At 54.6% G+C, this 12,398-nt stretch carries 12 protein-coding genes; 7 read left to right on the top strand and 5 right to left on the bottom strand.

What is annotated here, in order from left to right; all coding sequences use genetic code 11:
- Positions 1–351: 351 nt before the first annotated feature.
- The gene (locus B5V00_RS04555) at positions 352–1,836 is read right to left on the bottom strand and encodes a M81 family metallopeptidase (protein WP_085009581.1); all 1,485 of its coding nucleotides are present in this window, start codon (positions 1,834–1,836) and stop codon (positions 352–354) included.
- A 425-nt stretch (positions 1,837–2,261) separates the two neighbouring features.
- Here B5V00_RS04555 and B5V00_RS04550 point away from each other — a divergent pair, with 425 nt between their 5' ends.
- The 5 genes from B5V00_RS04550 to proX all read left to right on the top strand — a co-directional run bounded on the left by B5V00_RS04550 (position 2,262) and on the right by proX (position 8,306).
- Entirely contained in the window at positions 2,262–3,458 is a 1,197-nt protein-coding gene (locus B5V00_RS04550) for an N-acetyltransferase DgcN family protein (protein WP_085009580.1), read from the top strand.
- Complete coding sequence (locus B5V00_RS04545; RefSeq protein WP_216355454.1) at positions 3,455–4,522, top strand: alanine/ornithine racemase family PLP-dependent enzyme; 1,068 nt, start codon at positions 3,455–3,457, stop codon at positions 4,520–4,522. Before B5V00_RS04550 ends, B5V00_RS04545 begins: the two co-directional genes overlap by 4 nt.
- A 519-nt stretch (positions 4,523–5,041) precedes the next feature.
- Positions 5,042–6,274 carry a glycine betaine/L-proline ABC transporter ATP-binding protein ProV gene (proV, locus tag B5V00_RS04540; RefSeq protein WP_085009765.1) on the top strand — a complete coding sequence of 411 codons (1,233 nt, stop codon included), beginning with the start codon at positions 5,042–5,044 and terminating at the stop codon, positions 6,272–6,274.
- Complete coding sequence (locus tag B5V00_RS04535; RefSeq protein WP_085009578.1) at positions 6,271–7,110, top strand: ABC transporter permease; 840 nt, start codon at positions 6,271–6,273, stop codon at positions 7,108–7,110. The genes proV and B5V00_RS04535 overlap by 4 nt, the downstream gene beginning before the upstream one ends.
- Before the next feature lie 176 nt (positions 7,111–7,286).
- Positions 7,287–8,306, top strand: a complete 1,020-nt coding sequence (gene proX, locus B5V00_RS04530) for a glycine betaine/L-proline ABC transporter substrate-binding protein ProX (RefSeq protein ID WP_085009577.1) — start codon at positions 7,287–7,289, stop codon at positions 8,304–8,306.
- 92 nt (positions 8,307–8,398) lie between these two features.
- Here the strand turns inward: proX and B5V00_RS04525 are convergent, their stop codons facing one another.
- Together B5V00_RS04525 and B5V00_RS04520 are read right to left on the bottom strand one after the other, a co-directional pair.
- On the bottom strand, positions 8,399–8,920 hold the full coding sequence (locus B5V00_RS04525; protein WP_103114374.1) for a MarR family winged helix-turn-helix transcriptional regulator: 522 nt from the start codon (positions 8,918–8,920) through the stop codon (positions 8,399–8,401).
- Between the two features lie 349 nt (positions 8,921–9,269).
- Positions 9,270–9,695 carry a magnesium chelatase subunit ChlI family protein gene (locus B5V00_RS04520; protein WP_281249654.1) on the bottom strand — a complete coding sequence of 142 codons (426 nt, stop codon included), beginning with the start codon at positions 9,693–9,695 and terminating at the stop codon, positions 9,270–9,272.
- Positions 9,696–9,751: 56 nt separating this feature from the next.
- On the opposite strand from B5V00_RS04520, the gene B5V00_RS04515 reads away from it, so the two are divergent.
- Entirely contained in the window at positions 9,752–10,051 is a 300-nt protein-coding gene (locus B5V00_RS04515; RefSeq protein ID WP_085009576.1) for a helix-turn-helix domain-containing protein, read from the top strand.
- Here B5V00_RS04515 and B5V00_RS04510 read toward each other — a convergent pair.
- Together B5V00_RS04510 and B5V00_RS04505 are read right to left on the bottom strand one after the other, a co-directional pair.
- The gene (locus B5V00_RS04510) at positions 10,008–10,928 is read right to left on the bottom strand and encodes a nucleotidyl transferase AbiEii/AbiGii toxin family protein (RefSeq protein ID WP_085009575.1); all 921 of its coding nucleotides are present in this window, start codon (positions 10,926–10,928) and stop codon (positions 10,008–10,010) included. The two genes, B5V00_RS04515 and B5V00_RS04510, sit on opposite strands and share 44 nt — an antisense overlap.
- Positions 10,925–11,533, bottom strand: a complete 609-nt coding sequence (locus B5V00_RS04505) for a type IV toxin-antitoxin system AbiEi family antitoxin domain-containing protein (RefSeq protein ID WP_245803907.1) — start codon at positions 11,531–11,533, stop codon at positions 10,925–10,927. Before B5V00_RS04505 ends, B5V00_RS04510 begins: the two co-directional genes overlap by 4 nt.
- Positions 11,534–11,902: 369 nt before the next feature.
- Between B5V00_RS04505 and B5V00_RS04500 the strand changes: the two genes are divergently transcribed.
- Positions 11,903–12,274 (top strand): hypothetical protein, encoded by a 372-nt coding sequence (locus B5V00_RS04500; RefSeq protein ID WP_085009573.1) that lies wholly within the window; start codon positions 11,903–11,905, stop codon positions 12,272–12,274.
- Positions 12,275–12,398: the final 124 nt, after the last annotated feature.

The following is a 12,398-nucleotide window of genomic DNA, read 5'->3' as shown; positions in this document are numbered from 1 at the left end:
GGGGGGAGGCGCTTCTCCCTTATTCCTGGTCTTGCGATGCGGCTGTCATTTCTCACTGTTTACCCCCCTTCCCTTCGACCCAGTCCCAGAACTGTACCACCTCCGCCAGGAGCGTCGCTTTCTTGCCTCTGCCATGACAATAGCCCAAAAGTGGTAGCGTCCTGGATATCGGAAGCTGTAAGAATCAGCGTTCTGACGGGTCCCTGAATCAGGGATTTCCTGTTGGATGGAGAGTGCAAGTTCTTGATCTGAATGAGATTTCCAATGATCTAAAGCGCACCCATAGGTTCGCTGGTGATTATTGGGAAGCTCAGACAGGTCAATGACTTGCGCTATCCGCCGACAAGGGGCTCACGGAGTCAGGGGATCTAAAGGGAAGATCGGCCTTGGCACGTTGCGATATGGCAGCCGGTCGTAACGTGTGGTGCAAAGTGCGCCGCTGTCACAGACGATTATTTTTCCCGCAATCGGTTCGAAGGCAGCACGAAAGTGCTGCATCGACTTGAGTGCCACGACATCTTTGCCCCGCGGGTCAATACCAAAGGCTTTAAATTGCTGCAAATCGAGGATTTGTCGAGGGATAGTGACGACCAATATCTCAATGTCACCGACACGGATGACGGCACTGGGACCGAAGCTTCCGTGGAGTCCGTGGATCATTGGACCATCGCCAATGAAATGCCCGTCACTGAGAGAGACAAGTTCGGCCTCCACCGCAAGCGGGCCACCACCAAAGTCTGGATCGATCCTGCCACCGAGGGTTATTTCGACAGGTTGACCAACAACCGCAGTTTGCAGCGTCTGTACGGCCGTGCCATCCACCATGGGGGCAAAGCAGGCATTGCTCACACCCGCATCGAGCAGTGCGCGCAACAGCTCGGTTGAATCACCATAGCCGCCGGCGCCAGGATTGTCTGCATAATCGGCAATCACCAGCGGCCCCTTGTCTGGCTCGTAAGTTACGGCAATCGCTGCTGTTTCGTCAACGCTGAGATAATCGTTGAACACTTCAAAGCGGCGCTCCCAAATATCATCAGCGATCGTTTCGGCAAAAGCAGTGTGCGCCGCAAAATCCCCCTGTCCGGTCACCAGTACTGTTGGGCCAACCTCCCTGACATCGGCACTGGCAAACCCGGCATTGATGCTCACAGCGAAGACATCAGCCCGCTCCTCGTAAGTTCGCGCTGCGGCAATGCGCTCGATCATGGGGCCGATGTCGGTGCGGCCACCATTGACTTCTTCAAGCATGGGTCGGCTGACACGGATAGTGCGCGGCGTGATTTCACCGGCCATGGTTCTTTGGAGAATATCTCCAGCCTGGCGACCGATGTCACGCATATCAATATGCGGGTAGGTTTTGAACGAAACTATAATATCCGCCAAGTCACACATCCGCCTGCTGACATTTGCATGGGGATCAAGAGTGATGGCTATCGGCATTTCGTTGCCGACCAGGCTGCGGACGCGCCGCAGCAATTCGCCTTCACCATCTTCACGAAAATCGAGCCCCATCGCACCGTGCAAGCCGAGCAGCAGTCCGTCGAAGGAATACTTTTCCAGGTTGGCAAGGATCGGCTCACAGAGCCAGTCAAACGCCTTGCGCCTGACTTTACCGCTCGGGCCGGCGGCGGCACTGAGAGCATGGGTGATTCGCCAGCCATGCGCACGACCGGCATCAAGGAACCCGGCAAGTTCCGTATTCTCGTCACCACGCTCCTTGATAGCCGCTGCGCCCAGCAGGGCATAACGAGCCATGAAGGCTTGTTTACCGGTTTTGTGCAAACTGAAAGAATTGGTTTCATGGGAAATTTCAGCAGTCAGTACATTGAAGCTCATGGTGGAATCCTGGCCGGCAAGAGAAAAAAACTAAGCGAGGGGCGAAAATGAGTGATGCACCGATTCAGGTTAAAGCTTTGGATGCTCATCAGGAACCAACAACGTTCATCATATACTATTCCCTGAATCAGTGAGTCCCTCGAATGGAGAGGGCGTTATTTTTCTTGTCCGCTCCGTAAGTACGAAACCGGCCTCATGCTGGATAAATATGTGTCAGCCTCCCGTAAAATTCTAAAAATGTCTTTTTTCGGTTATTTCCTGACAGATTGTGCCGCAACGTGTTAAAGTTGCAACTTAAGCTCACCTCGTGGGAAGTTATTTCCACAGCATCCAACCTTAGTTGGGACTACTCGTTGACCATCGGCCAATCCTGGTCGGCACGATCCCGTCGCCTCCTCTGAGACCGATACTCAAAGGAGTAGACCATGTTACTCGTCCCGTCCGTCGTACCTTTAAAAGCGCCTGAATCCACCATTAAATTTGTTGCCAAAAACCACGAAGTGAAGTCCGTACCACTTCGCGCCACAGAAAACGATTCACGTGTTGCCACCGCAATCGTCTATTGTGAAGCCAATTTTGGTGAGATCGACGGCAAAACCGCCAATGGCCTGATCAGACGCTCTGAAAAGTATAAAATTCTTTCGGTTATCGACAGTAAAAAAGCCGGCCTTGATACGGGCATGGTCCTCGACAACAAGCCGAACGCGATTCCCGTCTGTCGCGATCTCGCTGACTCACTGGCACAGGCCGGCTCCGTCCCTGATTTCTTCATTTTCGGCATGGCTCCAGCGAGCGGCATGCTTTCGAAGTACGAGCGTGGTCTGGTGCTTGAGGCGATGAGCCACGGGATGAACATCGTCAACGGTCTGCATGAATTTCTCAACGATGACCCGGTCTTTGCTGCCGCATGTATCGCCGGCAAAGTGGAAATTATCGATATCCGCAAACCCCGCGACAAGAAAGATTTAAACCTGTTCAGCGGACGGATCGCCGAAGTCACCTGCCCGGTTATCGCTGTGCTCGGGACTGACTGCGCTATCGGTAAACGCACCACCGCCGGCATCATCACCAGCGCTCTTAATGAAGCGGGCATCAAAACGGTGATGATCGGTACCGGACAGACCGGGTTGATTCAGGGGGCACGCTACGGAGTTGCGCTCGATGCGGTTCCGTCACAATTCTGCGCCGGCGAGCTGGAAGCGACTGTCGTCAAGGCGTTCGAAAACGAGAGTCCCGATGTCATCGTTGTCGAAGGACAAGGCGCACTGAGTCATCCCGCCTTCTCCTCCACGTCTTTTATCCTCCGTGGCTGTTGCCCTGACGGCGTTGTGTTACAGCATGCGCCACGGCGTAGCGAACGCTGCGATTTTGAGAAAATGCCGATGCCGACGCCGGCCAGTGAAATCAATCTTATCGAGACCTTTTCCGATACCAAAATCATCGGCCTGACAATTAATCACGAGCAGATGAGTGACCCCGAGGTGAGTGCGGCAATCACCCGGTATGAACAGGAACTCAATATTCCGGTCACAGATGCTCTGACCCGTCCGTCTGAACGGTTGGTGGAAATGGTGCTTGCAGCCTTTCCTCTTCTCAAGGATAAACAGGCCGCTGACGCATGATGGCCGCACCGAGGCTGGAGATCGACCTCGACAAAATCGGCCATAACGCCCGCACCCTGGTAGAGCGCCTGGGCACGCGCGGCATCTCGGTGACCGGCGTGACCAAGGCAACCCTCGGTTCCGCTGAGGTTGCCGCCACGCTGCTGCAGGCCGGGGTCAATGGCCTGGGTGACTCGCGCATCGAAAATATCGAAGCGATGCGTATCGGGCAGCCGTCAGCACCAATGACGCTGATCCGGTCACCGATGCTGAGTCAGGTGCAACGGGTCGTCAGGTGTGCCGACGTAAGCTGCAATACCGAAATCGAGGTTATCAGAAGACTCTCGACAGAAGCACAACAGGCAGACTGTACCCACGGGGTCGTGCTTATGGTCGAACTGGGAGATCTCCGTGAAGGGATCATGCCTGATGACCTGCTGGACTGCGTCCGCGAGACACTCAACCTGCCGAATATCGATTTCAAAGGGATCGGTACCAATCTCGCCTGTCGCAGCGGGGTCGCACCTGACGCCCGGAATATGGCGATGCTGACCGAACTTGCGGAGCAGATCGAGACAACATTCGATTTGCGGATGGAGACCATCTCGGGCGGCAATTCCGCCAACCTGCAATGGGCGCTCAGTGGTGCGGAGATTGGCCGGATCAACGATCTGCGCCTGGGCGAAGCGATCCTGCTCGGCTGCGAAACCCTCCATCGGCAACCGCTCGACGGATTGTACACCGATGCCATCACGCTGATTGCTGAAGTGATCGAAGCGAAGGTCAAGCCAACTCTGCCAACAGGCCAAATCGCCCAAAATGCGTTCGGAGAAATCCCGACCGTTGCTGACCGGGGCCAGGTCACCCAGGCCATCCTGGCGATAGGAAGGCAAGATACGGACCCGTGCGGCCTGCAGGCACCTGCCGGCATCGACATCATGGGGGCCAGCAGTGACCACCTCATTGTGGAATCAAACGGCGACAACCTCTCTGTCGGCACAGAAGTGGCCTTCCAACTGAACTACAGCGCGCTGGTCCGCTCGATGACATCCCCCTTTGTCACCAGGAATATGAAACCGGCATGACACGCTACAGCTTTTCATGCGTATTCCGGAACCACCCGGCCCCGGACCTTCCCTGATTTGACATCGGCAAACATCCTCTGGGCTTCGGAGTGGTCGAAGACCAATTTGCCGCCCCCCCCCCCGGAAAGATCGTACTCCTCGACAATCTCCCAGCCCTTGGGCCCGCATACATTCGAATGCGGGCCTCGTGGTTCCCGGGTGATTCTCCACGGGCCTGCCCCTCTGTTGAAACTCTGATCCAAATTCCACCAGCCATTGATTAGTGGGCGAATGATTTGACCTCAAATATGATTTGCGTTAGCCTAGGTCACTGGCAGGGTGTTGAAAAAGTCACGTTCCCCAGGCTGAGCAAAAATGTCCAGATGCAAAGCGTCCGCAACCCCGCGGAATAAGTACGTCGTTGACGCGGGGTGAGGACAACGCAGCAGATGGGCGTTTTTCATCAGCCTGCCGGCGTTGACCGCTCCAACAGTCTCAGTGAATACCAATATCCCTTGGGAAAATATTAAAATGGATGTGATCCCTAAGATTGCTATCAAAAACCTGTATAAAATTTTCGGCCCACAACCGAAAAAAGCCCGCATGCTGCTGGAGCAGGGGCTGAGCAAGGAAGAAATCTTCGAATCGACCGAGACCACCATCGGGGTGCAGAACGCCAGCTTTAAGATCTACCCCGGTGAAATCTTTGTCATCATGGGCCTCTCCGGCTCGGGAAAATCCACTATTGTGCGCATGCTCAACCGCCTGATCGAACCGACCAGCGGCCAGGTCTTCGTTGACAACGAAGAGATCACCAGGATGAACCGGGGGCAACTGGTCCAGATGCGACGCAAGAAGATGAGCATGGTTTTCCAGTCCTTCGCGTTGATGCCGCACATGAACGTGCTTCAGAATGCCGCTTTCGGACTCGAAATGGACGGGATTGATCGCAAGACCCGCGAGGAGAGAGCGCTCAAAGCCCTGGAACAGGTTGGCCTTGAAGCCTGGGCAGAAAGCATGCCCGCCGAGCTTTCCGGCGGCATGCAGCAGCGGGTCGGACTGGCACGCGGACTTGCGACCGACCCCGAAGTGCTGCTGATGGACGAGGCCTTTTCAGCCCTCGATCCGCTGATCCGCACCGAGATGCAGGACGAATTGCTCAGGCTGCAGGCCAGGCAGAAAAGGACCATCGTCTTTATTTCCCACGATCTCGACGAGGCGATGCGCATCGGGGACAGGATCGCGATCATGGAGGGAGGGCGCGTGGTGCAGGTCGGCACCCCGGAAGAGATTCTCCAGAACCCGGCCGATGACTACGTACGCGCCTTCTTCCGCGGTGTCGACCCGACCAACATTCTCACCGCAGGAGACATTGCCCAGGATTCCCAGGTGACTCTTGTCATCGCCGATGGCAAGAGCCCCCGTGCAGCTCTCCAGCGACTGATCAAGAATGACCGCGACTATGGTTACGTGGTCGACAGCGAGCGCCGCTTCAAAGGGATTGTCTCAACCGATTCCCTGCGCGAGGTCATTGAGCGCCCCGAGGCCGAGCAGACCATCCCCAACGCTTATCTTCCTGAAGCCAGGCCTGCCTTCAGCGGGGATTCCATGCAGGACATCCTGCCGCAAGTCGCCAGCCATCCCTGGCCGTTGGCGATTCTTGATGATGACGGCAAGTATCTCGGGGCCATCTCGAAGAATCTTTTCCTCCGCACCCTCCACCGCGGTGAACAATCGGAAAATGGAACCCTGGAAGGGCCCGCCACGAAATGAATATTTTCAATTTCGATGAACAGCAAATTCCTCTGGATGAGTGGATCCAGACCTTCGTCGATTGGCTGGTAGCTAATTACCGCGACATCTTCCAGCTCATCAAGGCCCCGGTCGAGTGGAGCCTGAACGGGCTCGAATGGCTTTTCGCGACCCTGCCGCCCTGGGTGGTGATCCTGCTTTTCGCTGTCGCCGCCTGGCGGTTTGCCGGCAAACGGGTGACCCTCTTCACCCTGTTGACGTTCCTGCTGATTGGCTACCTGGGCCTCTGGGAAGACACCATGACGACACTGTCGATGGTCATCTGCTCGGTGGTCTTCTGTGCCGTCGCCGGCATCCCGCTGGGGATCATGGCCGGCCGCAGCGACCGTTTTGAAATGATCCTGCGTCCCTTTCTCGATGCCATGCAGACCACCCCGGCCTTTGTCTACCTGGTACCGGTGGTGATGCTGTTCAGCATCGGTACCGTCTCCGGCATCCTGGCAACCATCGTCTTCGCCCTGCCGCCAATCATCCGCCTCACCAGCCTCGGCATTCGCCAGGTTCACCCCGAACTGGTCGAAGCAGCCCTCGCCTTCGGTGCCACCAACTGGCAGGTGCTGCGCAAGGTCCAATTTCCGTTGGCTATGCCGTCAATTATGGCCGGGTTGAATCAGACCATCATGATGGCCCTGTCGATGGTGGTCATTGCGGCCCTGATCGGCGCAGGTGGACTTGGCAACCCGGTGGTTCAGGGGCTCAATACCCTGGAAATCGGCATGGCGACTGTCGGCGGGCTGGCAATTGTGCTGCTGGCAATGGTCCTGGACCGCATCACCCAGGGGATTGGCAAAAAGTAAGAAACTCATTGAGCGATACCGCTCCTTCACCCTGAAGGAGAAGGGTCACAGACCGGCTGAGAAGAGTCATTCCCCGGCCTTTGTGTGAACTGTTCGTCCATTCGTCTGGATCGCAGACTCAACAATATTGCGATTCCTTGTCAGCTGAACTTAGTTTCCAAGAAAGAGGAGGTATTATGAAACGGCTGCTGTTTGCATTCCTGATTCTAGCCCTGGCCATACCAGCCTACGCAAGGGCAGACAAGCCGGGCAAAGGTGTTAAGGTTCAACCCGCACGCGCCACCTGGAATACCGGTTATTTTCAGGCCGCTTTGGTCGAGGAAGGGCTTAAGGAACTGGGTTTCAAGCTCAAAAAAACGAAGGAACTGCAAAATCCGCTCTTCTATCAGGCGGTCGCACTTGGTGACGTCGACTACTGGCCGAACGGCTGGTTCCCGAACCACACCAGCCAGATGCCGAAAGGGTGGCAGGACAAGGTTGAAATTGTCGGTTATGTTGTAAAGGCCGGTGGTCTGCAGGGATACCTGGTCTCCAAGAAAGAAGTTGAAAAATTCAACATCAAGTCACTGGATGACTTCAAACGCCCCGAAGTCAAAAAGGCCTTTGATGACAACGGTGACGGCAAAGCGGACCTGACAGCCTGTCCTCCCGGCTGGGGCTGCGAAAAGGTCATCAGCCACCACCTGGACGTTTACGGCCTGAAAGACGACATCAATCCGATCAAAGCCGGCTACTCCGCCAGCATGGCTGACACACTGGCCCGCTACAACGCCGGCAAACCAGTCTTCTTTTACACCTGGGCACCGAACTGGACGATCGGCAAACTGAAACCGGGCAAAGACGTGATGTGGATCAACGTACCGAAGATCATGCCCAAAGAATCCCAGATGCCGGGTAAGGACCGAATGACTGTCAGCGGCATCAAGGGGGCCGTTACCGATCCCCTCAAGGCAGGCTTCGTTGTCAGCGACATTCGGATTGTTGCCAACAAGAAGTTTCTCGCCAAAAATCCGGCAGCGAAAAAATTCTTTGAGGTTTTCACTCTGCCGCTTTCCGATATCAACGCACAGAACACCCGCATGCAGGATGGTGAAAACTCACGGAAAGATATCAAGCGTCACGTCAAGGAGTGGATCCAAAAAAACCAGCAAAAATGGAACAGCTGGCTTGAAATGGCACGCAACGCCGCCAAATAGATCTAACTAGAAGAAAAAACTGTATGAGACGGAAGGATTGTCCTTCCGTCTCTTTTTTATGGCGTTTGCCAGTCCATGCATAGACATCCGAATTAAAGCTCTGAGGATAAAGAACCGGTCTCAAGCACAGGCGCCGCCTCAATCTGTCGGGCCTCCATCAGGTCAACCAGCTTTTCGAGCGACATGGTGATAGAAACCTGCTCAATTTCCGGCAGTTCTACCAAGGCACTGGACAGGGTGTCCTGGAGGAGAGAGGGAGCCGTTTCAACCAGTTGCCGTCCAGCAGAGGTTGTCGAAATATGGACCTGACGCCGATCTTTGCTGTTACGGTTGCGTTCTATCAGGCCTTTCTCTTCGAGTCGATCAATAATTCCAACGACTGTGCTTGGACTCAAGTAAACTTTCTTGGCAAGGTTGGCACTTGTCAATGGCCCCTCTTCGTTGATCGCAAGCAGGCAGGCAAGTTGCGGCCCGGTGATATTGTGCTGCGTAGAGAGTTTATGAGAATGGATATCGACAGCACGGATAATGCGCCTTAACGCCTGAAGAATACGGAGTTCGTAGCTCCCTTTCGGGACCTGAGGTTGTGGTAGGTTTTCCAGTGTCGTATTCATATGGTCAGTACCTTCTCAGGAGTCAAAGCGTAAAGGCCTCAAGGCAGTGCTGTATCATAGCCAGTGTTACCACGCCAGACAAGAGCTATTACTCCGCTGTACCTTCCAGCTGGACAGAGGATCATTCACAATCCTGAATCAGTAAGTTTCTGTTGGATGGAGAGTGCAAGTGCTTGGTCTGAATGAGCTTTGCAAAAATCTGAAGCGCACCCATAGGTTCGCTGGTGATTTTTGGGAAGCTCAGGCAGATCAAGGACTTGTGCTATACGCCGACAAGGAGCTCACTGATTCAGGACAATATTATAAGAATTGGCCACTAAAATGATCGGATATTTCCGGTCCATCACCCTCACCCCAACTTCCGGTCCAGCCCCCGGTACTGCACCGCCTCGGCCAGATGCGGCTGGCGGATCTTCTCTTCCCCGGTCAGATCGGCGATGGTCCGTGCCACCTTGAGGATGCGGCTGTAGCTGCGGGCGGACATGCCGAGCCGGTCGACCACCATCTCCAGCAGTTTTTCTCCCTCTGAGTCCAGCCGGCAGAATTGTTTCAGGTGCCGGGCCTGCATCTGGCTGTTAGTGTGCAGGCCGAATTTCTCCAGCCGGTTGCGCTGAATCTGCCGTGCCGCTTCAACCCGGGTGCGGATAGCGGCGGATGATTCGGCGCTGCAGGTCGTGGCGAGATCCTTGTGGGCAACCCGCGGCGCCTCGATGTGCAGATCGATGCGGTCGAGCAGCGGGCCGGAGAGACGGCTGCGGTAACGCTGGGTCATCAGCGGGGTGCAGGAGCAGGGGTGCTGGGGATCGCCGAGAAATCCGCAGGGACAGGGGTGTGTGCCCCTTTTCCAACAGATCCAACGCAGTTCACCGGGTTTTTTCCATCGCCACCGAACTGAAAAGTCCCCTGCCTCCCGAATTGGAAACCGAGCCGAAAACCCTGGGCGAGAAGCTGCGCCGGCGACGGATCGAGTTGGGCCTGCAGCAGAAGGAAGTCGCCGCCAGGCTCAGCGTCACCACCTCGACCGCCTGGAACTGGGAGCATGGCTGGGCGATCAGGAAGAAATTTGTCCCCCGGATTGTTCAGTTCCTCAGGAAAGAACCCAACCTCCCCCCGGAAACCATTGAGCGTTAAACGTTTGCTCACTGGTCACAGCAGTGCATAGTGGTATTAAAAACCCGGAGATAAAAGCCACTGTCTCCTCAAGAGAAATAAAATCATCGGTCAGTTTGTTCCGGTTCCAAAAGGCTCGCCATTGAGCCTGTTTTGAGGGGTCGTTATAAAAATCTTCACAAAACGCCAAAGGAGAGCTCGTCGGAACCTCGATTTTACGTCTGGCAAAGGTTTGCTCTATTGCCCGAGCAAGCAATGGGCCATCAAATTCAAAGAGCCTGGCCAGAATCCACACATCGTAAAAATCTTTCATGCGACTGTTGGCCATGCCCAAAACGACCATTGCGTGAAATTTTTCAGCGATTACTGTTTCTCGCGGGTAGGCTCTGATTCGAGGTGCAGGCAAATCGAACAATGATGGGTACGTTATTTCTTGTGGATCCGGATTGACAACATCACCAAAACCGACATCAATCTGCAACCCGATCCGGGCCTTTTCAAGGTAGGCATTGAATTTGATTCTGACACCGCCATACTCCAGATCTTCTCTGATTTCTTCCGCAACAATACTGTCCAGGTCGAACCGCAGACCGTCATCTTCAATCTCTCTCGACAGGACCTCACGCACAACCTCTGCCAATTTCTCAGTCGCACCCTCTCCGAACCCCAGCAGATCAATATCCCTTGTCGGTCGATGTTCATCGATCTCCCAGTATGGAAACAGCATCGCCCCCTTCAAAATGAAGCGCTGCCGGTACTCTGAACAGCCAAGACGGTATAAAAATCGCTCAAGCCCGTAGCGGATCAACAAGAGTTGGACATCTTCTTTATGTTCCCGAGAACGATCAAGCAGACGCTGCTTAACCGAGGCCGCCATATTTTTCTTGCGCGCACTCATGTCAGCATAGCTTCCAGATAGGGTTGCATCACCCTGTTGACCCGATTGACTTTACCAAAATGCCAGAGCTCATCTGGCGTACATTGTCCGTCAGCAAGGCAATCTTTAAGCGCTTCAAGTGCGACATCCAGACCAATTTTGTTGCGGAATTTAAAGCAGTCCGTCACCGTTTTGGCAGGGCTGAAAATCTTCACCGGCGTTCCATCCACGTCAACAATCTGAATTCCTTCGGTCATTGCTGCCCCAGAAAGACGGACAAACCGCACCGGCAGATCAGTTATGGGCCTATGGGCCTTAACATCAATCGCCAGCCAGACTTCAAACGGGTTTTGGGTTGTCAGGTTGTGGTAACGCAGAGCGGAAAGGAGGCAGACCACACCCTTGGGGAACTTTTTGCACACCTCCGCGAGGGTTTGATTTTCACTGAAAGGTCGGTTCGGTTGCCGATAGAGACCATGCCCCACCCGTTCAAGAAGTCCCTGACGACAAAGGCGGCGCAGGATTTCGCGCGGCACACCGATGGCGTCCAGGTCTCGAGGTCTCAACAGGCCCCGATCTTCGAACAACTGCAGAACCTTTTGCTGTTGGATACTCTTAGAAGTCACAATCTTTTCCGTTACTAAACCTCGGTACATATAAACATATATATCGCTTTCGCAACAAGAAGAATGTTGTATTTGCCCTCACTTTCATCCCAGCCTTTCCACTTGATGCGCCATGCGCAACACGCTATACATCTTTCCATGATCAAGTCATTCAGGCACAAAGGACTGCGCCGTTTTTACGAAACAGTAAGGAATTCCGGGGACATAATACCCATTAATTGAGTCACTCCGGGAAGAAGGGAAAACAGGTATTATGTCCCCAGATTTCAGGACGGCAGCTTCGTCCCCTTCTCGCCATCCCGGATCGAAAGTCTGGCGCGCGGTGACATCGCCTACCGCTACGCCCTGATCAAGGGCAATCCCTTTGCCGTGCTGGGACTGGACTATTCCGCCTTCAACACCAACGGCGAACTGGACCTTTACGATCCAAGCACCGGCAAGGGCCGGTTGACCAACATGTACCTGGCCGACCGGGCCGAATACCTTGCCAACCTGCTGTACGCCAACAGCAACGACACCACCGACAGCGGCACCGATGTGCAGTATGTCGATCTGAGCGACCGGGTGACCCTCAACCAGCCGCTGTTGCTCAACCCGGAGAAGAAAATCTCCTTCGGCACCGACACTGCGGATCTCCTGGAGGGCAGCTGGTCGGTGTTGGCGGGAGACAATGTTGTTGACCATCTCTACGGCATGGGCGGCAACGATGCGATGCAACATTGCGTAAACATTGACGCATAAATCATTGACGATTGCTTATTAACTTGCTATGAAAAGGACCGATTGATTAAGCTCGACAAATCAATGGAGGGGGGAGCAGCAAACGGACAAGACCGCGCCAGAAAGCCGTGATGGGTTTTTCTTG

The sequence above is a fragment of the Geothermobacter hydrogeniphilus genome, from assembly GCF_002093115.1.
Lineage (GTDB): Bacteria > Desulfobacterota > Desulfuromonadia > Desulfuromonadales > Geothermobacteraceae > Geothermobacter_A > Geothermobacter_A hydrogeniphilus.
The sequence above is the reverse complement of the archived record's forward strand: the minus strand, read 5'-3'. Positions and strand labels throughout refer to the sequence as shown.

Coding starts and splice junctions, on each gene's coding strand:
- B5V00_RS04525 (WP_103114374.1), bottom strand. CDS start 8,920: ATGAATACGACACTGGAAAACCTACCACAACCTCAGGTCCCGAAAGGG.
- proX (WP_085009577.1), top strand. CDS start 7,287: ATGAAACGGCTGCTGTTTGCATTCCTGATTCTAGCCCTGGCCATACCA.
- B5V00_RS04555 (WP_085009581.1), bottom strand. CDS start 1,836: ATGAGCTTCAATGTACTGACTGCTGAAATTTCCCATGAAACCAATTCT.
- B5V00_RS04535 (WP_085009578.1), top strand. CDS start 6,271: ATGAATATTTTCAATTTCGATGAACAGCAAATTCCTCTGGATGAGTGG.
- B5V00_RS04550 (WP_085009580.1), top strand. CDS start 2,262: ATGTTACTCGTCCCGTCCGTCGTACCTTTAAAAGCGCCTGAATCCACC.
- B5V00_RS04510 (WP_085009575.1), bottom strand. CDS start 10,928: ATGAGTGCGCGCAAGAAAAATATGGCGGCCTCGGTTAAGCAGCGTCTG.
- B5V00_RS04545 (WP_216355454.1), top strand. CDS start 3,455: ATGATGGCCGCACCGAGGCTGGAGATCGACCTCGACAAAATCGGCCAT.